The following is a 20851-nucleotide window of genomic DNA, read 5'->3' as shown; positions in this document are numbered from 1 at the left end:
GTGTTGTTGAATCGTGTCCGTTTCCATTGCAAATCATAATTACCCGCCTATTTTGACAGGATTTAGCCTCGATTCCTCCCCCTAAGGAGGGGTATTTTCTTGATCTGTGACACGCTTTTGTTAATTAAACCGAAAAAACAGCAACAAACTTGCCGGTTTTTTAACATCAGCATGAACTATTGAAAGTGTAGGGAAAAGTAGAGAAGTGTCTGTGGAAACGTCGCTAACCAACTGATATAGATAACAATAAAACAACAATACGTTAAAAATCGCTGTAAAATACGAAAAAAAAGAACCGCAGGGTCCAATTCCAACCTCAGCGGCTCCTTTTTGCATTTACATTTTGTTACCAGCTTTTTGTGACCAATGTGGCTTTAATTTCCCTCACGAGAAGAGGGTATGCCCTCCCCCTTCGGGGGTAAAGAGGAGGCCCGATGAGGGGCTATAGTCCTGACTCAGCGACTGAAAAATGGCCTGCGCCAGCTCGCTTACGCTCTGCGGATCGCAGCTCAAAACGTAGCAAGTATCCGGTAATTCCGGCAGGCCGTCGCTCTTGCCAACCACCCGCAGTTCGGAGCTCATCATCTCTACCGGCCGCGCCGTAACGCCAAGCCCGGCTTTCACCGCCGCTTTAACGCCCGCGAGCGAGGATGCCGAGTGAGCCAAATGCCACGGCGTCTGCGCGCTATCGAGCGCCGAAGTAATATCATCCCGTAAGGGTCCCGCCCCCTCAAGCAGGATCAGCGGCACCGACGACTCATGGGGCAGCACGTAGTCCGCCGCGCAGTACCACAGGGTTGGTGAAGTGCGCAGGGTCAGCGTTTCAAAGCTGTCCGGCTGATGGGTGGTCAATGCGAGGTCTATTGCGCCGTTTGCCAGCCTCTCCACCGCACCGGCATGATTCAGAATCTTAATTTCCAGAGTCAGCCTCGGGTAGAGGCTGCCAATCCGATTAAGCAAAAACGGCAAAATGGTATCCGCCGTTTCGTCGGTTGCGCCGATAGTCAGCGTACCCTGCAGGCTGCTAAACATTAACGACATGCAGGCTTCATCATTAAAGCGCAAAATTTTCCGCGCATAGCCGAGCAGCTGAATGCCCTGCTCAGTTAACAGCTTATTCCGCCCGTGGCGGGCAAAGAGCTCTTTTCCGACCAGCTGCTCCAGCCGCTGCATCTGTTGGCTCACCGCAGACTGGGTACGGCGTACCGCCGCAGCCGCGGCCGCAAAAGTACTCAGATCGGCGACGGCAACAAACGTTCTCAGCAGATCGAGGTCGAGATTTAGTATTGGGCGATTTGCATTTATCATGTTGCTTCACTCACAGGTAGCTATCGCTTACCTGCCTTATTGATGCTGTGCTCCAGGTTTCCGGCTATTCCTTGAGCCTTGTGTCATCCGCAAAAAGGAAACGGACGACAGCTGGAAGAACGTTATTGCATTTGAAAGTGCTCGTCCGCGTCAATTGTGCGGAACTTCTGAGTCATATTTTGTTCGTATGTCTACGCTTTTTCTAATTTACGGCGACCCGCTTTATGTGACCTGATTCAAAAAAGCCGCCTGTGGCGCAGCCCTGCGCATCAATACGCAGCCAGCCGCTGCCAACGCTTGCTAAACGACAAAAAAATCCTGCAATAACAATATATTAATAATAAAAACCTCATTATTTAAGAGGTTTTCTTGATATTAACACCGACATCCTAACCGAAAACAGACTTATTTATAAGGGAAAATCAGTATTATTAAATATAATTTTAAAATTTTTTTCAGGACTTTAATTAAATTAACAAAACCAGGATTATTCATTGTTAAAAAATAAGACTCATTAATCTCTTAGATGTTTTTATTAAGTATATTTAACATTACTGCTACAGTCTTACCGCACTCAGTTAAAAGCATAGTGCTTTTTTGTGAGCAAAAAAGTATCAGCGCAGGGCCTGCCGGCAGCCGCAAACCAGATAAACACTCATGATATGACGATTAAACCACAACATATGACCAATAAAACATGACTTAAAGGCATATTCTATAAATACAAAAGCCGGTCAGCAGATAAATCGATTACCCTAAAAAAAGAGTATTAGCAAAATCTTCTCCTGTTAACCCTTCAAAACAGCGGGGATGAAGAGTACATTGTTCCGAGCTGACTTCCACGGCAGGGAGTGGCGATAACAGCTAAAAGGCAAAGATTCATGTCCCCTATCGAAAAATCCAGCAAGTTAGACAACGTCTGTTATGACATCCGCGGCCCGGTACTGAAAGAAGCGAAGCGCCTTGAAGAAGAAGGCAACAAAGTCCTGAAGCTGAACATCGGCAACCCGGCACCGTTTGGCTTTGATGCCCCGGATGAAATCCTCGTTGACGTCATTCGTAATTTACCGACCGCGCAGGGCTACTGTGACTCCAAAGGCCTCTACTCGGCGCGCAAGGCTATCATGCAGCACTATCAGGCCCGCGGCATGCGCGACGTGACGGTTGAAGATATCTACATCGGCAACGGCGTATCGGAACTGATTGTCCAGGCCATGCAGGCGCTGCTGAACAGCGGTGACGAAATGCTGGTCCCGGCGCCGGATTACCCGCTGTGGACGGCGGCGGTATCGCTCTCCAGCGGTAAAGCAGTGCACTATCTCTGCGATGAGTCCGCTGGCTGGTTCCCGGATCTCGACGATATTCGCGCCAAAATCACCCCGCGCACCCGCGGGATCGTGATTATCAACCCCAACAACCCGACCGGCGCGGTCTATCCAAAAGAGCTGCTGCTGGAGATCGTCGAAATTGCGCGTCAGCATAATCTGATCATCTTCGCTGATGAAATCTACGACAAGATCCTGTACGACGAGGCCCAGCACCACTCGATCGCCGCGCTGGCGCCTGACCTGCTGACGGTGACCTTTAACGGCCTGTCAAAAACCTATCGCGTCGCCGGCTTCCGCCAGGGCTGGATGGTGCTCAACGGCCCGAAAAAGCACGCCAGGGGCTATATCGAAGGCCTGGAAATGCTGGCCTCGATGCGCCTGTGCGCCAACGTTCCGGCGCAGCATGCCATTCAGACCGCGCTGGGCGGCTATCAAAGCATCAGCGAGTTTATTGTCCCCGGCGGGCGCCTGTATGAGCAGCGTAACCGCGCCTGGGAGCTGATCAACGAGATCCCCGGCGTCTCCTGCGTCAAGCCGCAAGGCGCGCTGTATATGTTCCCGAAAATAGACGCCAAGCGTTTTAACATTCACGACGATCAGAAGATGGTTCTCGACTTCCTGCTGCAGGAGAAAGTGCTGCTGGTTCAGGGTACCGCCTTTAACTGGCCATGGCCGGATCACGTGCGTATCGTCACCCTGCCCCGCGAAGACGATCTGGAAATGGCCATTTCGCGGTTCGGCCGCTTCCTCTCCGGCTATCACCAGCTCTGATAAGTCGCCCCCGCCGCCGGTATTTGCATCCGGCGGCAATCCCTGCGCACAATGGAACCCGATGTCGTCACTGATTAAGGGTCCTTATGAGTCAGAGTCATTTCTTTGCCCACCTCTCCCGCCTGAAGCTGATTAACCGCTGGCCGCTGATGCGCAACGTGCGCACCGAAAACGTGTCCGAGCATAGCCTGCAGGTCGCCATGGTCGCCCACGCGCTGGCGGCAATTAAGAATCGCAAGTTTGCGGGCAAGGTTAACGCCGAGCGGATCGCGCTGCTGGCGATGTATCATGATGCGTCGGAGGTATTAACCGGCGATCTGCCGACACCGGTAAAATATTTCAACTCGCAGATCGCTCAGGAGTATAAGGCCATCGAGAAAATCGCCCAGCAGAAGCTGATTGATATGGTCCCCGACGAGCTGCGCGATATTTTTGCGCCGCTGATTGATGAACACAGCTACAGCGAGGAAGAAAAATCAATCGTCAAGCAGGCCGATGCGCTCTGCGCCTATCTGAAATGCCTCGAGGAGCTGTCGGCCGGCAATAACGAATTTTTACTGGCCAAAGGCCGGCTTGAAAAAACGCTGGAATCACGCCGCAGCGATGAAATGGACTATTTTATGCAGGTATTTGTCCCAAGCTTTCATCTCTCGCTGGATGAAATCAGCCAGGATTCCCCGCTGTAAATCGACGCCAGCCCGGCCAGCGGCCGGGCCATCGGGAACCGAAGCTCAGAACGGGAACAGGACCGGGATCAGCAGCACGCAAACCACCATCACCAGCACGGTAAAAGGCACGCCGATCTTCACAAAATCGCTGAACGAGTATTTACCGGGCCCCAGCACCAGGGTGTTAACCGGTGAAGATACCGGGGTCATAAACGCCGCCGAAGCCGCCATCGCCACCACCATAGCGAAGGGGTAAGGCGACACGCCCATTGAGTTTGCCGCCGCCAGCGCAATCGGCGCCATCAGCACGGCCGTTGCGGTGTTTGAAATAAACAGGCCAATAGCCGCGCACATCACAAACAGGCAGCCCAGCATTAAATAGGGGCCTTTGCTGCCGGCAACGTCCATTAATCCCTGGACCACTAAATCTACGCCGCCGGTTTTTTGCAGCGACAGCGCAAAGGGCATCATCCCGACGATCAGAATGATGCTCGGCCAGTGAATCGCTTTGTAAGCGCTCTCGGCGTTGATGCAGCGAAATTTGCCCATCAAAAGGCAGGAGATAATAGCGGCGATGGGATTGGGGATTTCATCGGTGAGCATCAGGGCCACCATCAGCACCAGGCAGAAAATAGCGTGCGGCGCCTGGCTGTGGGCCGGTGACGCGTCGTTCACCTCGACCGGCATATTTAACACCACAAAATCACGTCCGCGCTTCGCCAGCAGAGCGATTTGCCGCCAGTTGCCGACCACCAGCATGATATCGCCCAGCTGCAGGGACTCATCGACCACCGCGCCGTCAAGAGCTTTACCGTCCCGCTTGAGGCCAACAATATTGAGCCCAAAGCGGGTGCGGAAACCGATTTCACGCACCGTTTTACCGATAAGCTCCGAGTCGGGGATCAGCGTCACCTCGGCCATGCCGACATCCAGCGCCTGGTCGGAGAAATACTCCCCGCGTAGCACCATCGGCTCAAGCATTTGCTCCCCGCAGAACTGGCGCAAATCGACGTCCGACGCCGACATATCGATCAGCAGGACATCGCGGGCGCGGAACTCGGATACCCCGTTAACGTTCACAATCACCCGCCGGAAACGGCGCCAGCGTTCGACGCCGATAACGTTAGCGCAGTAGCGCTCGCGTAGCTTAAGGTCGTCCAGCCGCTGGCCAATCATCGGCGAACCGGGGCGGATCGCCAGGCGACGCGCCCTGCCGGTTAAATGGTACTCTTTGATTAAATCGCGAAAGGTGCTCTTCTTACGCCCGTCGCGCGCCAGCTCGCTCTCATCGCCTTTTAGCATAAAGCGCACCGCCAGCATGTAGAAAACGCCCAGCACTAAAACCACCAGGCCAATTGGCGTGACGCTAAAGAAGCTAAAGCCCTGAAGCCCTTCGCGTATCAGCTCGCTGTTGACCACCAGGTTGGGCGGGGTTGCCACCAGGGTCATCATCCCGCTGATCAGTCCGGCAAAACTCAGCGGCATCATCAGGCGCGACGGAGAGGCATTCATACGGGCGGAAACGCTCAGCACCACCGGGATAAAGATCGCCACCACTCCGGTTGAGCTCATAAAAGCGCCAAGTCCGGCGACGGTTAGCATCAGGTAGATCAGCATTTTCGTTTCGCTGCTGCCTGCCACCTTCACCAGCCAGCTGCCTACTTTGCTTGCGACGCCGGTGCGCACCAGACCGTCACCGATGATAAACAGCGCGGCGATAAGAATAACGTTCGGATCGCTAAACCCGGAAAACGCTTCGCTGAGGGTCAGCGTATCGCTGAGGACAAAGGCCACAATCACCAGCAGCGCGATAGCATCCATGCGCACTTTTCCGGTGGCAAAAAGCACGACCGCAACGGCAAGAAGAGACAACACCCAAATCAGTTCACCGTTCACAACTTATCCTTGTCTCAAGATGGAGTCGAAATTGTGGCACAAAAAAGCCCCGACAGCGCGGGGCTAAATCATGAGATTATGCTTTAAGCGTAACGCTAACGTTGCCGTCTGGCTGCCGGACAATCATCAGCTCTTCGAGGCTGGTCAGCACAAAGTCGGCTTCATCGAGACGCGGCGCGTCGGCAGGTACGTTAACGGCAATCGTCCGGCATCCGGCGTTTAGCCCGGACAGCAATCCCGCCGGCGCGTCTTCCACCACTACGCAATCCTGCGGCGCCAGCCCCAGCAGTTCCGCTCCGAGCAGGTAGGCATCTGGCGCCGGTTTGCCGTGCTTAACCCGCTCCGCCGTAACGAAAACTTTAGCATCGGGCAGCCCCGCCGCGCGATGGCGGGCGTGAGCTACGGGCTGCGATCCCGACGTGACGATGGCCCACGGAATCCCCGCTTCATCGAGCGTGGCCAGCAGCGCAACCGCCCCCGGCAGCGCCGTGATACCGTTAGTATCCGTTGCTTCCACCGTTTCCAGGTAAGTGAACTCCGCCTGGATCGCCTCTTCGCTGCGTCCGGGTAAAAAATGGCGTAACGAGGTTATCGCCTGCTTGCCGTGGATAAAGTTCAGCACTTCATCATGCGCGATGCCGAAACGATCCGCCCACGTGCACCACGAGCGCTCCACCACCGGCAAGGAATCAACTAACGTCCCGTCAAGATCGAACAGGAAACCTTTACACTGCACGGACACCTCCATCAGGCGTTGATAATTTGATTAATTTCGTTGCTGCTCAAATGGTACTGGCGCGGGCATGAGTGCCAGGCGGCCAGCATACGCTGATATTTTTCCCACATCGGCGTTTGCGAATTGAAGCCGTGGGTGCCGGCGTCAAAGTGGCTGTAGCGCCCCTCGACGTTGACGATAAAGCGCACGTAGCCGAGGAAGCGCGCTTCGGTGGCCACATCGAACCCCAGGAAGGTCACCCGACGCTCGTCGATTTCGCTGCCGTCTTTGAGGTTAGTCCAGGAGACGTGCATCGCATGGTACATTTCCATGACATCAATAACGGTACGGCAGGTTTCTTCGGTCAGCTCACCGAACTCGCGGTCCAGTTCGCGCATCTGCAGCCCGTATCCACGCTCGATGATGGTTTGCAGACGGCGATAGCGCTCAGCGTTGTCCGGGTCGAGCATCGTCATCATCTTGTACTGATTTGATAAAATCAGGCGCTGCGCATTGGTCATTTCCATTTTTTGACTCCTGTGGCACTGTACGGCGTGAAAAAAGAAGGCGCATTAATTATGCGCCTTCTTTTATATGCGTTTTCCTTAGGGAATTACAAATCATCCAGGAAAGTTTTATCCAGTTGTTTGAAGGCGCGCTTAAGCGTGTCAGCTAAAGCCTGATAATCCGGCTTACCGTCAACCGGCGCCAGCGCCTGTCCCGCCTCCTGCAGCTTACCGCGAACTTCATAAAACCAGCTCAAAACCGACGGCGGCAGCGGCGTTACCGAACGTTTCCCCAACCACCACAGACCCTGCATTGGCAGACTCAGAGCAAACAGCGCCGTGGCGACCGCCGGGCCCAGCTGGCCGCCGAGGGCAATTTGCCAGCACAGGGTAAAGACGGCAACCGGCGGCATGATACGAATCGCGTAGCGGGTGGCGCGAATAATGCGGTTTTCAACAAAAACCGGGGCGAGGCGTTTATCTAAAGGCCAGGTCTTTGTGTAGTGCTGCCCGCGGCGAAACAAGCTGAAAAAGCTAACGGGGCTATTCTCGGGTGTCGACATGGCTTTACCTCAAATTTACATATAAATCTTAAAATATTCGTGCAAAACACCAACTATGCATGACAACGTTCAAAACATTTTGGCAATGGGTGCGGCAATCAGGTATCCTGTGCCCACCTGAAAGGGCGATAGACCCTTTTACCAGGTTAGTCAAAATTATCGCATATTCTGCCATTGTCTGAAAATTATCCAAAATGGCATAAAATCAAATGTACTTATCTCATCGTGCCCGGAAACAGAACAAGGCATGATGTTAATCATAAATGTCGATGTCATCCTGCGCTACGCTTGGTGACACTATGACGTTTTTTTAGCCACGTATCATAAAAGGTACTTCCATGTCGAGTAAGCTAGTACTGGTTCTGAACTGCGGTAGTTCCTCACTGAAATTTGCAATCCTTGATGCTCTCAACGGTGACGAATATCTGTCCGGTTTAGCCGAATGTTTCCACCTTCCTGAAGCGCGTATCAAATGGAAAATGGATGGCAGCAAACAAGAAGCAGATTTAGGCGCCGGCGCCGCTCACAGTGAAGCGCTTAACTTTATCGTTAACACTATTCTGGCACAAAAACCAGAACTGTCTGCTCAGCTGACGGCAATTGGCCATCGTATCGTTCACGGCGGTGAAAAATACACCAGCTCCGTGGTGATTGACGACTCCGTCATTCAGGGCATCAAAGATTCCGCCTCTTTCGCTCCGCTGCACAACCCGGCGCATCTGATCGGTATTGCCGAAGCGCTGAAATCCTTCCCGCACCTGAAAGAGAAGAACGTTGCCGTGTTCGACACCGCGTTCCATCAGACCATGCCGGAAGAGTCTTACCTCTACGCCCTGCCGTACAGCCTGTATAAAGAGCACGGCGTCCGTCGCTATGGCGCCCACGGCACCAGCCACTTCTACGTCACTCAGGAAGCGGCAAAAGTTCTGAACAAACCGGTTGAAGAGCTGAACATCATCACCTGCCACCTGGGCAACGGTGGTTCCGTTTCCGCTATCCGTAACGGTCAGTGCGTTGACACCTCCATGGGCCTGACCCCGCTGGAAGGCCTGGTCATGGGCACCCGCTCCGGCGATATCGACCCGGCAATCATCTTCCATCTGCATGACTCCCTGGGCATGAGCGTTGATGCAATCAACAAAATGCTGACCAAAGAGTCCGGCCTGCTCGGTCTGACCGAAGTCACCAGCGACTGCCGCTATGTTGAAGACAACTACGCGGATAAAGCGGACGCTAAGCGCGCGATGGACGTTTACTGCCACCGCCTGGCGAAATACATCGGTTCCTACACCGCGCTGATGGACGGTCGTCTGGACGCGGTTATCTTCACCGGCGGTATCGGTGAAAACGCGGCGATGGTTCGTGAGCTCTCTCTGGGCAAACTGGGCGTACTGGGCTTCGATGTTGATCATGAACGTAACCTGGCGGCCCGTTTCGGCAAGTCCGGCTTCATCAACAAAGAAGGCACCCGCCCTGCTCTGGTCATCCCGACCAACGAAGAGCTGGTTATCGCGCAGGACGCCAACCGTCTGACCGCCTGATTTCACATCGCCAGCGATAAGCCTGAATCATTCAAGTTGCAGGAAGGCGGCGACGCGGCGAATCCCCGGGAGCGGACCAGGAGTACGTGACCGGGGTGAGCGGCAAATCTATCGTCGCGGCGGCCCCTAAGGGCGAGGCTCATGGATGAGCCGAGCAGCAAAGCCAACGCACGTGCAGCTTGAAGTATGACGGGAAGCTGGGAGTGCAGTTTTGTATCCCGCCTGATACCGGCGGTAACGAAAGAGGATATATCGTGTCCCGTATAATCATGCTAATCCCTACCGGAACCAGCGTAGGCCTGACCAGCGTCAGCCTCGGTGTTATCCGTGCTATGGAACGTAAAGGCGTTCGCCTGAGCGTCTTTAAACCGATCGCGCAGCCGCGCGCTGGCGGCGATGCGCCTGACCAGACCACCACTATCGTTCGCGCTAATTCCAACCTTCCGGCCGCAGAGCCGCTGAAGATGAGCCACGTTGAGTCGCTGCTGTCCAGCAACCAGAAAGACGTGCTGATGGAAGAGATCATCGCTAACTACCACGCCGCGACTCAGGATGCTGAAGTCGTGCTGGTAGAAGGCCTGGTTCCGACACGTAAGCACCAGTTTGCCCAGTCGCTGAACTTCGAAATCGCCAAAACGCTGAATGCTGAAATCGTCTTCGTGATGTCTCAGGGTACCGACACCCAGGAGCAGCTGAACGAGCGTATCGAACTGACCCGCAACAGCTTCGGCGGCGCGAAGAACACCAACATTACCGGCGTTATCGTCAACAAGCTGAACGCGCCGGTTGACGAGCAGGGGCGTACCCGTCCTGATCTGTCAGAAATTTTTGATGACTCTTCCAAAGCCAAAGTGGTCAAAATCGACCCGGCTCAGCTGGCGACCGGCAGCGCGCTGCCGATTCTCGGCGCGGTGCCGTGGAGCTTCGATCTGATTGCCACCCGCGCAATCGACATGGCGCACCACCTGAATGCCACCATCGTCAACGAAGGTGACATCAACACCCGTCGCGTGAAATCGGTAACCTTCTGCGCGCGCAGCATTCCGCACATGCTGGAACACTTCCGCGCGGGTTCCCTGCTGGTGACCTCCGCCGACCGTCCTGACGTGCTGGTTGCGGCCTGCCTGGCGGCAATGAACGGCGTAGAAATCGGCGCCCTGCTGCTGACCGGCGCCTACGAAATGGACGCCCGCGTGAGCAAGCTGTGCGAACGTGCGTTTGCCACCGGCCTGCCGGTATTCATGGTCAACACCAACACCTGGCAGACCTCTCTGAGCCTGCAGAGCTTCAACCTGGAAGTGCCGGTTGACGATCACGAGCGTATCGAGAAAGTTCAGGAATACGTGGCAAGCTACATCAACGCCGACTGGATCGAGTCCCTGACCGCGACCTCCGAGCGCAGCCGCCGCCTCTCTCCGCCGGCCTTCCGCTACCAGCTCACCGAGCTGGCGCGCAAAGCGGGCAAACGCGTCGTTCTGCCGGAAGGCGACGAGCCGCGTACCGTTAAAGCCGCGGCAATCTGCGCAGAACGCGGTATCGCGACCTGCGTGCTGCTGGGTAACCCGGATGAGATCAACCGCGTTGCCGCCGCTCAGGGCGTAGAGCTGGGTTCTGGTATCGATATCGTCGATCCGGAAGTGGTTCGTGAAAGCTACGTGGCTCGCCTGGTCGAACTGCGTAAGAGCAAGGGGATGACCGAAGCGGTTGCCCGCGAGCAGCTGGAAGATAACGTGGTTCTCGGCACTCTGATGCTGGAACAGGACGAAGTCGACGGCCTGGTATCCGGCGCGGTACACACCACCGCCAACACCATCCGTCCGCCGCTGCAGCTGATCAAAACCGCTCCGGGCAGCTCGCTGGTCTCTTCCGTGTTCTTCATGCTGCTGCCTGAACAGGTTTACGTTTACGGCGACTGCGCGATTAACCCGGATCCGACCGCAGAACAGCTGGCAGAGATCGCGATCCAGTCAGCGGACTCCGCGATTGCCTTTGGCATTGAGCCGCGCGTGGCGATGCTCTCCTACTCCACCGGCACCTCCGGCGCCGGTAGCGACGTCGAAAAAGTGCGTGAAGCAACGCGTCTGGCTCAGGAAAAACGTCCTGACCTGATGATCGACGGCCCGCTGCAGTACGACGCCGCCGTGATGGCCGACGTGGCAAAATCCAAGGCGCCGAACTCTCCGGTTGCCGGCCGTGCAACCGTGTTCATCTTCCCGGATCTGAACACCGGTAACACCACTTACAAAGCCGTACAGCGTTCTGCCGACCTGATCTCCATCGGGCCGATGCTGCAGGGTATGCGTAAGCCGGTGAACGACCTGTCCCGCGGCGCGTTGGTAGACGATATCGTCTACACCATCGCGCTGACCGCGATTCAGTCGTCTCAGCAGCAGCAGTAATTGCCGCCAGCCAACCCCCCTCGATAAGAGGGGGTTTACATATAAATTCCTCTCTCCGTAAGCAACTCCGCGCCAAATACAGGTTCTGTATCTTTTGTTGCTGGCTCACAGTAATAACCGCCAGACTTTATATAATTACCCTACCCTGTAAATTATAATCAAAAGACAAAATGACCCGTAAAAAAAGAATTCTTACTTATCTGACTGATTTATGTAAAAAAACACCGGGCGGCGCAACGACTCAACAAATATCCGACACGCTGAAAATTTCACGCCCTAACGTCAGTAGTGATTTAAACCTGCTGGTTAAAGAGGGAATTATCGCTAAAAGTAACACGCGTCCGGTTTATTATTTTGTCAGCAACGAAATAACCAGCCAAAAAGTAAGTTCTCCGGACATCAGCGATCCTTTCACTTATCTGATTGGCTATCATGACAGTTTGCAAAAACAAATTAGTCAGGCGAAGGCTGCCATTATTTACCCGCCGCGCGGCGTACATACATTGTTAACCGGTGAGACCGGTACTGGTAAAAGTTTGTTTGCCCGGTTGATGTATAATTATGCTATCGCCCGGCAGCTGCTGAAAGAACATGCACCTTTTATTGTGTTTAACTGTGCTGATTACGCCAGCAATCCACAGCTGCTGGTTTCTCATATTTTTGGTCATTCCAAAGGAACGTTCACCGGCGCCGATAAAGACAAACCCGGTCTGTTAAGTGAAGCCGACGGCGGTATGCTTTTCCTCGACGAAGTACACCGCCTGCCGCCGGAAGGTCAGGAGATGATCTTCTACTTTATCGATACCGGAACATGGGGCCAGCTGGGTGAAACAAAGCGCGATCACCGCGCCGAGATCCTGCTCATCTGCGCCACGACCGAAGATCCCAGCTCCTCGCTGCTCTCCACCTTCCTGCGAAGAATCCCCATCACTATCAATTTGCCCGGCCTCGCCAGCCGGCTTCCCGAGGAGCAGATTGAGCTACTTAAATTTTTACTTAAAATTGAGGCGGCGCGCATTGGCTGCACGATTACCATTGATGCTGACAGCGCCAAATCGATACTTGGCAGTTCCTTTGCTGGCAATGTGGGTAAACTTAAGTCGACTATTCAGTCGGTCTGCGCCCATTTTTTTATGGAAAAACATCAGCAGCAACAGAGGCTGGATATCCGCTTTGAGCAGCTCGCGCTGGATATTAAAACGGGGATCTTCAATCTTAAGCGTAATAATGATTATCTGGCCCGCCTGCAATATAGTCTGGGCGATATTATGACTATTTTACCGGACGCCATTCCCACTCATCCGGCACTCAGTATCAACAAAAACGACAGCCCGCTGCGAATGTATGATTTTATTGATAATAAAATTAATTTTATGCTGGAGCAGAACTTTACCGATAGCGACATCAACCGCTTTATCACTTTGGAAATTAATAACTATATTGACGTTAAGCTTCCCCGCACGCGCCAGTGGTTCGATCACGGGTTAGATAAGAAAACGCTACTTTTTTGTCAGTCACTTAAAACAGAAATTGAGCTACAGATGGGAAAAGAGTTCGGCGATAATTTTCTGTTCTCACTGGGGTATCATCTGGCGAATCTCACCCGGAACCACGCTCATTCCCCCGGAAATAGCTGGACACGCCGCTACCGGGTTAACAAACTCCCGGAATATGATTCCGCCTTAACCATTAAAAAGCGGCTGCAAGACGAATTCGATATCGACATTCATGAAGATGAAGTAGCCTATCTGACCATTTTACTCAGCTCGCTGGTGATCCGCGAAAAAGAGAAACTGATCCACGTGATTGTCGCCACCCACGGGGATCTCATTGCCAGTAATATGGTAGACATTGCCCGTACGCTGATCGCCGAAGAGAACATTTCGGCGGTTAATATGCCTCTGGATATTCGTCCCAATCAGGCCATCGCGCAGATAAAAGAGACGATTCTGGCCACGCCTAACGCCCGGGGATTTTTACTGCTGGTCGATATGGGATCGCTACTGCATGCCGGAGATATTATCGCCCAGGAGTGCCGGATAGCGATGCGTACCCTGGATATGGTTTCCACCCCGCTGGTGATCGAAGCGCTACGCCGCACGTCCATTCTCAATGCCGAGCTGGACGATATCTATTTCAGTCTGCTCCATTTCAAAGGCTACGGTGCGAATCAGCATCGGGAACAGCCGGTGCCTGATAAGCCGCTGGCGGTTCTGGCCATCTGCTCTTCCGGCGAGGGGATCGCTAAAAAACTGCAGTCGCTGTTGCGTTCGGTACTGGATGAAATCAACCGCAGCGATATTCACATTATTAATCTTTCCGCCGATGAAATGCTCAGCCGACGGCAGAGTTTGTTGAGTGAGTACCAGGTACTGCTCTCGGTTGGGATAGTCGATCCAGAGTTTAATCTGCCCCATATTCCGCTGGCGGAGTTTTTCTCCCGCCAGGGAGAGCTTAAGTTTCAGACGGCGATCGGCGGCAGCTACGTTAGCCAAAGCAGGGCCGACAATCCCGTCACCCTGACCAAATTGAGCGAGCAGTACCTGCAGGATTTCCTGGTGTTTCTCAACCCCAAAAAGGCGGTGCCTATTGTGATGTCATTTATTCAGATGATTAAGGAGCATCGGCGGCTGGAGGACCAGGGCAGCGGACTACTTAACATCTGCGTACATATTTGCCTGGCCCTCGAACGTTCAGTACGTAACGAAACCATTACCTACAACAAACAGAACCGGGAGGAGTATCTCTCCAGCCCGGTGATGACGATTTACCAGACGGCGAACGATACGCTGGAAAATAAAACAGGGGTAAAACTAAGCGACGACGAACTGCTGTACATTATGGATATGCTGGAGGACAAATAGAGAAAGCGGCGCGATGTCAGCATCGCGCCCGTCCCTTTAAACCGGAGCTAAAGCTTCCTGCAGATCGGATTGCATCATTTGCCACGCCGCCGCAATTTCCGGCGCATGGTTAAATAGCCCGCTTGAACCCACGATCAGAATATCGGCCCCTGCGGCCATCAGGCTGGCGTAGGTATTCTTGTTACAGGAGCCGTCAACCTCAATCAGGTAGTTCAGACCATGTTGTTCACGCCAGGCGGCAAAGGCTTTTATTTTTCCCAGCATTTCGGGAATAAACGCCTGGCCGGCGAATCCCGGATCGACGGTCATAATGGTGACCTTCTCAATACGAGCCAGGTAAAGCGTCACATCCTCCAGCTGAGTTTCCGGATTGAGCACCAGCCCGCACTGCATTCCCGTATGACGAATAGTATCAATCAAACGGAAGGCTTTGCCATTCACCGCCTCCGCGTGAAAGCTGACCATTGTCGCCCCGGCTTTCGCGAGGGCCTCAACGTAGTTTTCCGGGTCGGTCACCATCAGATGGCAGTCGATCGGCGCTTTAGCCAGCGGACTCAGGTTTGACACAAACCAAGGAGAAAGCGTTAAATTCGGAACAAAGTGCCCATCCATAATATCCACGTGAAACCAGGCAATCTTGTCGTTGAGAAACAGAATCTGATTGCGAAAATCAAGCAGATCCATGCACATAAGTGAAGGTGCAATAGCCGGTAATTTCATAACTTACTCCTCTGCCGTCACCATGCATTTGCAGGTAAATTGCTGACGCTGATGAATGGCGTTTAAGAGATCGATTGCCTGTCCGATACCGACCTGATGGGAAATCAGATCGCTAACCAGCAGAGCGCCGGAACTGATAGCCCGCGCCGCATCCGCCCATTCATCGTGGGGATATCCCTTGTAGACTGAGTTGTACACGCCGGTCAGCGTTAGCTCCTTACGCATCGCCCGGTCATAGGCCAGGCGTGGAATAACCATTTCCTCATGGCAATTGCCCAGCAGCATCACGCTGCCAAAAGTACGGCAGGCATCCAGCGCGAAGCAAAGCCCAGGAGCGCTACCGCTGCCTTCAATGACGACGTGGGCACCTCCGTCGGTTAACTGTCGAAGACTATCCAGCGCGCCTGCCTCATCGCAGCGCAGCGCATACTCAAAGCCGAGCTGCTTGCAGAAGGCGATTTTGTCGGGATCGATATCCAACAGCACAATTTTTCCGGCTCCGTGGAGCTGCGCCCAGCGGGCGGTTAGCAGTCCGATCGGCCCCGCGCCAATAATGGCCACCGTATCGTTGAGGTCGAGCGCCGCCCGGCGCACCACGTGTAGTGCGATGGTGGCGGGCTCCAGCATCGCCGCCTGCGGATAGCTGACGTCGTCAGCAAAAAATACCAGGTTAAATAGCGGCACCGTAAGATATTCGCTAAAACCGCCATCGCAGCGGGAACCGTACGAGCTGTAGTTCAGACATCTGGCGTAGTGATGATGCCGGCAGAACACGCACTCATGACAGGGTTTGATGGGGAACACCGCCACCCGTCGCCCGATTAGCGCTTCATCTCCCCCGACCCCTACGGCGTCAATCCGTCCGGAAAATTCGTGGCCGATCACCCGAGGAAATGACGGCGTTCCCGTGCGCCATATTCTGGGAATATCCGATCCACAGACTCCGGAGGCCATCACTTTGACCCTGACCTCTCCGCTTTTCGGTACCGGTAATTCTCGCTCCTCCAGCGCCAGATCGCCCACAGCGCGTAGTGCAACAACTTTCATGTCATCCTCCTGCGGGACATGACTGCCCGCATTAGCAAATCATTCCAGGTTCGCATGGTTCAGGCGGACCTGCTCAAATGTCATACCCTGCATATCCATAATGCGCAGGCAGATAAGATCGCCAAAAATCATCAACGATTGTTCAAACAAGGTAGTCATCGGTTGAATAGACATTTGCGTGCCGAAGCCAGACTTAGAACCGCAGTGGAAATCCACCACCACGTCTGACATACGGGCAATGGTGCTTGCCGGACTGGAAGTCAGATGTACCACCGTTGCGCCATAGCGTTTCGCACATTGGGCAATGTGTTTCGGGAAGATAGACTCACCCGATCCGGAGCCCACCACCAGCACATCGCCAGGAGCAATAGGCGGCTCATTAATAGCGCCGACCTCACAGGCGGTAATGCCGATGTGGTTCAGGCGCTTGACCGTGGTTTCCAGCGCCAGCGCAACACGACCGACCCCTACGAAAAAGACCTTGTTGGCCTGGCGTAGCGCCGCAATATAGTCGGCAATCTGCGCCTCATCGATGCTCTTTAATACCGATGCAATTTCACTGGTAACCGCCTGCGCCGCAGCTGAATAACTTGCGTTCGTCATTTAAATCACCATCATTGCTTTACAGAATAAGGTGTCATTCGCATGAACCAGGTCGAAGAGATCGGCGAGTCCATCAATACCCACCTCATGGGTGATTAAATCGCTAACTTTGAGTTTTCCGCTGCCGATGGCCGCTGCAGCATCCTGCCATTCGTCATGTGGCTGCTGCTTATAAACGGAGTTAAAGACCCCAAGAAGAGCGGCCTCTTTGCGCATAAATTTGTCGTAGACGCCGCGGGGAATATGCATATCCCCATGAGGGTTGCCGAGCATAAGTACCTTGCCAAATACGCGGCAGGAAAGAAGAGAGTTGGAGAGTCCGCCGGAGGAACCGCTGCCCTCAATACAGACGTCTGCACCGTTTCCCTCGGTCTGATGCATGACCCACTCAACCGGATCGTCCCGACGGGCGTCGCACAGTAGTTCAAAGCCCAGAGAACGGCAGAAATCGATTTTCTTACTGTCAACATCGACCAGCATGACTTTACGCGCGCCGTAAATAGCCGCCCAGCGCGCGATCATGATACCAATCGGCCCGGCGCCATAAATCACCACGTTATCATTCATATCGAGGCGAGCGCGGCGCATCACGTGCAGCCCCACAACGGCAGGTTCCAGCATCGCCGCTTCACGTAAGTCCGCATCGTCATTCAGGAACACAAGGTTAAATAATGGGACGGTCAGATATTCACTAAATCCGCCATCCTGTCGCGAACCGAAGTAGCTGTACTGAATGCATTTCGCAAAGTGACGCTCCTGGCAAAAGGCACATTGGTTACAGGGAATCAGCGGGAATATTGCCACTTTGCGACCAATCAGCCCCGAATCCACATCCTCCGCAACTTTTTCAATCTGGCCGGAAAATTCGTGGCCAAGCACAATCGGATAATGATACGGGCCATTAACAAACGCGCGCGGAATATCGGAACCACAAATACCTGCGGCGCGAACTTTTACTAACACCTCTCCGGCAGCAGGTACAGGAACAGGTCTTTCCTCGAGTGAAAATTTACCTAATTGCGTCAATGATAATACTTTCATTTAATTATCCTCTGTAATTCAGACGTGCGTCCAGATTACAGGCCAGGAACCTGTAATCTGAGCCAAGCCGGATGTAATTTAAGTTATTGTGCAGGAACGGCCAGAATACCAAGCCAGGAGGTAATAATGTCGACGAAAAATATAACCGCAATAACCGTGTTAGGTTTCATTTTTCGGCGAATCATTTTTAGTATGCCGAGCGTAATTATCAGCGGAATTAATGATGGCAATAATGTATTTAAAATATCCTGAATACCAATATTAGCGCCTTTAATATGTATCACCAATGGGGTCACAATATCAACGCGCGAAGCCGCCATACCTCCTACTACCATTAGCCCAATAAGCCCAAAGGCATCGGTCAGTTTATCCATCAGGCCTTTTTTTAAAATATCCAGGATCACCGTGCGACCTTTTCGGTAGCCCAGAAAGAACATATTCAGACTACAGAAGATCATGATGAACTTATACCCCAGTTCAAAGAGTATGGGGCCGGCAAAATTTCCCTGAATCGCCAGATTACAGGCGATAGCCGCAAGAATAGAGTAAACAATGGCCTGGAGAGTGTCGCCGATCCCGGCCACCGGCCCCATCAATCCGGAACGTAGCGAGGTTATCGCTTCCGGCGGCAGATCCATACCTTTTGCTCTCTGTTCTTCCATCGCCACCGATACGCCGGTGATCACGTGGCCGCAGAATGACGGTTCGGTATTAAAGAAGTTAAAATACTTCTTCAGTTCTTTCACCTGACGGGCTTTATCCCCCGGATAGAGTTTGCGTACTACCGGAACCATCGCACTGGCCTGTCCTAAAGCCTGTAAACGTTCATAGTTATAACAGGTTTCTGACGAGTAATTTAACGCCCAGGTTTTTAACAATTCGGTACGGGTCAGGGTTTCACCCATCACAGTTTTTTCGGTTTCATTATTTATGGTCATAATTATTATTTCCCGTTATTTCTCGACGGAGAATTTCGTATTAACGTTCAGAATAACGGCGGCGATAATAGCAAACACCGCAATCGCCATAATTCCGAGTTTAAGAAATGCGACAAGGAAAAAACCGAGGAAGAAAAACGGCATCAGATGTTTTTTCCCCAGGAAAGAAACAAGCATGGCAATACCCAACGCAGGCATAATACCGCCAATTACCTGGAACGCGCTAACCAGTTCCTGCGGGATTTTTGCCAACATTTCACGCATAAAATCGGCGCCGAAGTAAACCATCGCAAATGCCGGCAGTCCCACAAGAATAAAGATAACGAAGAATGAAGGCACATAGTTCATCAGACGCATACCGGTGATATTGCCGCGCTCCAGCATCGCCTCAGCTTTATGCACCCACAGCGCGTTAATACTCATCGATGCCTGGAAAGTCAAAATGCCCAGCAACGAGAACGGCACCGCGAATACCACCGCCGTCGACGGTTCCGCACCGCTGAGGATGGTCATGGCCGTACCAAATACCGAAGCCACCGGTAAGTTCCCGGGCATCGTACCGCCTACCGTCATCCAGCCAAGATAAGCAAGGTTGATATAGGCGGCGGCTTTCATCCCTTCTACCGGTTCACCGAGAGCTAACGCGACCAGAAAACCGGAAATAATCGGGTAGAGCCAGGTTCGAGTAATAAGGTGGCTGACCCACCAGTTACTCATTGTAGCGATCAGGGCAACAAGAATAGCTGAAAGTAACATAGTACTTTGTCCTCTTATTATATTTTGCCGGGTTTAACACCAGCATATAGTTTGCAGGAATAACGCTATCTGTCTGCATACAGCAATGCTTAGGGTAATAATCCCCCTGCCACATAACGCGACATAACACACTATCAGTCGTCTTCTTCATGGTTATGCAACGGCACCTCAGAATGAACGCTGCACCGCTGTCAATTTTTCATAAATAGGTCATCAAATTTGCCGGCGTATCTCCAGGAAGCACCTGTATTTGGACCGGAATACCCATTTTTTCTATTTCCTTGAAGGCCCGGCGTTCGGCATCGGATGCGGCAAGATTACGATAAAGGCGGGAACGGTTTTCATTTACCCCCATACCACCCACCGTCAAATTCTGAAATTTAGCCCCAAGATTCAGCATTTTCAGTACCGTCAGTGGGCTTTTCACCAGAATAATAATATTGTCGCTGTTGTCATCGGCGATGACTTCGCCAAGCTTCACAGCAGCGGCCTCAGCATCATAAATATTGAGCGTCATGTTATTAGGAACCGCCATTTCCAGTACCGAAATCATAAACTCATCATTGACCAGTTCGTCATCGACAATAACAATCTTCGTGGCATTAAGATGTTTAACCCATCCAGTCATTACCTGGCCGTGGATCAATCGGTCATCAATTCGTAAAAGCGATATCATAGACATTGTGATTTCCTTTTTTACAGGGGCTTTATCGCACTTTTGCCAACGTTTACCGATAATGTCACCAACTCCTCTAGCGAGGAGACATCCTGACGCTCCAGTAAAATATTAACCAACATCGGAATATTGACTCCAGCGATTAGCCTGGTATCCGGTCGGTGTTTAACAAAATAGCTTGAAGCATTAAAAGGCGTTCCGGAATGGATATCCACCAGGAGCAACAGCGGAATATCCGATGAAATATCAGAAATAATTACTGCAAGCTTTTTCATTAAACTTTCAAGATTTTCTCCAGGCATAAAATCAACGGTCAAAACATGTTTCTGGCTACCAATAAGCATATTGGTAGTATTAATCAGTTCACACGCCAGGTTGCCATGCGTCACAACAATAACGGAACATTCCATGGCTAACGATTCCTCTTTATCAATGGGCGGATTATGTTAGTTCCTCCTTTCCCACTTTTACATCATGAGAAAGCCTTCCCGAGGATAAAGCAGCTATCGTG

Annotated in this window: 18 protein-coding genes; 5 read left to right on the top strand and 13 right to left on the bottom strand. The window is 52.7% G+C overall.

Translation table 11 applies throughout. From position 1 onward, the window contains the following. Positions 1 to 384: 384 nt before the first annotated feature. Positions 385 to 1308 carry a LysR substrate-binding domain-containing protein gene (locus AC1M2H_RS08520; RefSeq protein ID WP_480151030.1) on the bottom strand — a complete coding sequence of 308 codons (924 nt, stop codon included), beginning with the start codon at positions 1306 to 1308 and terminating at the stop codon, positions 385 to 387. Between the two features lie 881 nt (positions 1309 to 2189). Between AC1M2H_RS08520 and alaA the strand changes: the two genes are divergently transcribed. Next, positions 2190 to 3407 carry an alanine transaminase AlaA gene (alaA, locus tag AC1M2H_RS08515; RefSeq protein WP_480151029.1) on the top strand — a complete coding sequence of 406 codons (1218 nt, stop codon included), beginning with the start codon at positions 2190 to 2192 and terminating at the stop codon, positions 3405 to 3407. A gap of 86 nt (positions 3408 to 3493) precedes the next feature. Continuing rightward, the gene (yfbR, locus tag AC1M2H_RS08510; protein WP_480151028.1) at positions 3494 to 4093 is read left to right on the top strand and encodes a 5'-deoxynucleotidase; all 600 of its coding nucleotides are present in this window, start codon (positions 3494 to 3496) and stop codon (positions 4091 to 4093) included. 45 nt (positions 4094 to 4138) lie between these two features. Here yfbR and AC1M2H_RS08505 read toward each other — a convergent pair whose 3' ends face one another. The 4 genes from AC1M2H_RS08505 to yfbV form a co-directional block, all read right to left on the bottom strand. After that, positions 4139 to 5971, bottom strand: a complete 1833-nt coding sequence (locus AC1M2H_RS08505) for an SLC13 family permease (RefSeq protein ID WP_480151027.1) — start codon at positions 5969 to 5971, stop codon at positions 4139 to 4141. Between the two features lie 76 nt (positions 5972 to 6047). Continuing rightward, positions 6048 to 6707 (bottom strand): sugar phosphatase, encoded by a 660-nt coding sequence (locus tag AC1M2H_RS08500; RefSeq protein WP_480151026.1) that lies wholly within the window; start codon positions 6705 to 6707, stop codon positions 6048 to 6050. Positions 6708 to 6718: 11 nt separating this feature from the next. Then, positions 6719 to 7213, bottom strand: coding sequence for a YfbU family protein (locus AC1M2H_RS08495; protein WP_426814057.1), 495 nt, complete (start codon positions 7211 to 7213; stop codon positions 6719 to 6721). A gap of 86 nt (positions 7214 to 7299) precedes the next feature. Next, positions 7300 to 7755: a terminus macrodomain insulation protein YfbV gene (yfbV, locus tag AC1M2H_RS08490; protein ID WP_426814056.1), complete on the bottom strand. Its 456-nt coding sequence runs from the start codon at positions 7753 to 7755 to the stop codon at positions 7300 to 7302. A gap of 338 nt (positions 7756 to 8093) precedes the next feature. On the opposite strand from yfbV, the gene ackA reads away from it, so the two are divergent. The 3 genes from ackA to AC1M2H_RS08475 all read left to right on the top strand — a co-directional run bounded on the left by ackA (position 8094) and on the right by AC1M2H_RS08475 (position 14559). After that, positions 8094 to 9296, top strand: a complete 1203-nt coding sequence (ackA, locus tag AC1M2H_RS08485; RefSeq protein WP_480151025.1) for an acetate kinase — start codon at positions 8094 to 8096, stop codon at positions 9294 to 9296. A gap of 254 nt (positions 9297 to 9550) precedes the next feature. Continuing rightward, on the top strand, positions 9551 to 11695 hold the full coding sequence (gene pta, locus AC1M2H_RS08480) for a phosphate acetyltransferase (protein ID WP_480151024.1): 2145 nt from the start codon (positions 9551 to 9553) through the stop codon (positions 11693 to 11695). Positions 11696 to 11865: 170 nt separating this feature from the next. After that, positions 11866 to 14559, top strand: a complete 2694-nt coding sequence (locus AC1M2H_RS08475) for a sigma-54-dependent transcriptional regulator (RefSeq protein ID WP_480151023.1) — start codon at positions 11866 to 11868, stop codon at positions 14557 to 14559. A gap of 36 nt (positions 14560 to 14595) precedes the next feature. On the opposite strand, the gene alsE is transcribed toward AC1M2H_RS08475, so the two are convergent. From alsE to AC1M2H_RS08435, 8 genes are all read right to left on the bottom strand, one after another. Further along, positions 14596 to 15279, bottom strand: a complete 684-nt coding sequence (alsE, locus tag AC1M2H_RS08470) for a D-allulose 6-phosphate 3-epimerase (RefSeq protein ID WP_480151022.1) — start codon at positions 15277 to 15279, stop codon at positions 14596 to 14598. Between the two features lie 3 nt (positions 15280 to 15282). Continuing rightward, a complete protein-coding gene (locus AC1M2H_RS08465) occupies positions 15283 to 16326 on the bottom strand; it encodes a galactitol-1-phosphate 5-dehydrogenase (RefSeq protein WP_480151021.1) in 1044 nt (347 codons plus the stop codon). Between the two features lie 39 nt (positions 16327 to 16365). Further along, a complete protein-coding gene (locus AC1M2H_RS08460) occupies positions 16366 to 16929 on the bottom strand; it encodes an SIS domain-containing protein (RefSeq protein WP_480151020.1) in 564 nt (187 codons plus the stop codon). After that, a complete protein-coding gene (locus tag AC1M2H_RS08455; protein WP_480151019.1) occupies positions 16930 to 17970 on the bottom strand; it encodes a galactitol-1-phosphate 5-dehydrogenase in 1041 nt (346 codons plus the stop codon). 83 nt (positions 17971 to 18053) lie between these two features. Further along, positions 18054 to 18875 (bottom strand): PTS system mannose/fructose/sorbose family transporter subunit IID, encoded by an 822-nt coding sequence (locus tag AC1M2H_RS08450; RefSeq protein ID WP_480151018.1) that lies wholly within the window; start codon positions 18873 to 18875, stop codon positions 18054 to 18056. Positions 18876 to 18923: 48 nt separating this feature from the next. Then, entirely contained in the window at positions 18924 to 19664 is a 741-nt protein-coding gene (locus AC1M2H_RS08445) for a PTS mannose/fructose/sorbose/N-acetylgalactosamine transporter subunit IIC (RefSeq protein ID WP_480151017.1), read from the bottom strand. Positions 19665 to 19863: 199 nt separating this feature from the next. Next, positions 19864 to 20346 carry a PTS sugar transporter subunit IIB gene (locus AC1M2H_RS08440; RefSeq protein WP_480151016.1) on the bottom strand — a complete coding sequence of 161 codons (483 nt, stop codon included), beginning with the start codon at positions 20344 to 20346 and terminating at the stop codon, positions 19864 to 19866. Positions 20347 to 20360: 14 nt separating this feature from the next. Next, positions 20361 to 20750: a mannose/fructose/sorbose PTS transporter subunit IIA gene (locus AC1M2H_RS08435; RefSeq protein ID WP_480151015.1), complete on the bottom strand. Its 390-nt coding sequence runs from the start codon at positions 20748 to 20750 to the stop codon at positions 20361 to 20363. Positions 20751 to 20851: the final 101 nt, after the last annotated feature.

The organism is Klebsiella sp. F11, assembly GCF_056712265.1.
Note: the sequence above shows the minus strand (reverse complement) of the source record. Positions and strands in the feature narration are given on the sequence as shown.

Excerpts from the sequence above, each read along its gene's own strand:
- AC1M2H_RS08460 (WP_480151020.1), bottom strand. The coding sequence starts at position 16,929 with ATGACGAACGCAAGTTATTCAGCTGCGGCGCAGGCGGTTACCAGTGAA.
- AC1M2H_RS08435 (WP_480151015.1), bottom strand. The coding sequence starts at position 20,750 with ATGGAATGTTCCGTTATTGTTGTGACGCATGGCAACCTGGCGTGTGAA.
- AC1M2H_RS08455 (WP_480151019.1), bottom strand. The coding sequence starts at position 17,970 with ATGAAAGTATTATCATTGACGCAATTAGGTAAATTTTCACTCGAGGAA.
- AC1M2H_RS08450 (WP_480151018.1), bottom strand. The coding sequence starts at position 18,875 with ATGGGTGAAACCCTGACCCGTACCGAATTGTTAAAAACCTGGGCGTTA.
- alsE (WP_480151022.1), bottom strand. The coding sequence starts at position 15,279 with ATGAAATTACCGGCTATTGCACCTTCACTTATGTGCATGGATCTGCTT.
- alaA (WP_480151029.1), top strand. The coding sequence starts at position 2,190 with ATGTCCCCTATCGAAAAATCCAGCAAGTTAGACAACGTCTGTTATGAC.
- yfbR (WP_480151028.1), top strand. The coding sequence starts at position 3,494 with ATGAGTCAGAGTCATTTCTTTGCCCACCTCTCCCGCCTGAAGCTGATT.
- ackA (WP_480151025.1), top strand. The coding sequence starts at position 8,094 with ATGTCGAGTAAGCTAGTACTGGTTCTGAACTGCGGTAGTTCCTCACTG.
- AC1M2H_RS08520 (WP_480151030.1), bottom strand. The coding sequence starts at position 1,308 with ATGATAAATGCAAATCGCCCAATACTAAATCTCGACCTCGATCTGCTG.
- AC1M2H_RS08440 (WP_480151016.1), bottom strand. The coding sequence starts at position 20,346 with ATGTCTATGATATCGCTTTTACGAATTGATGACCGATTGATCCACGGC.
- AC1M2H_RS08465 (WP_480151021.1), bottom strand. The coding sequence starts at position 16,326 with ATGAAAGTTGTTGCACTACGCGCTGTGGGCGATCTGGCGCTGGAGGAG.
- AC1M2H_RS08445 (WP_480151017.1), bottom strand. The coding sequence starts at position 19,664 with ATGTTACTTTCAGCTATTCTTGTTGCCCTGATCGCTACAATGAGTAAC.
- AC1M2H_RS08475 (WP_480151023.1), top strand. The coding sequence starts at position 11,866 with ATGACCCGTAAAAAAAGAATTCTTACTTATCTGACTGATTTATGTAAA.
- AC1M2H_RS08495 (WP_426814057.1), bottom strand. The coding sequence starts at position 7,213 with ATGGAAATGACCAATGCGCAGCGCCTGATTTTATCAAATCAGTACAAG.
- yfbV (WP_426814056.1), bottom strand. The coding sequence starts at position 7,755 with ATGTCGACACCCGAGAATAGCCCCGTTAGCTTTTTCAGCTTGTTTCGC.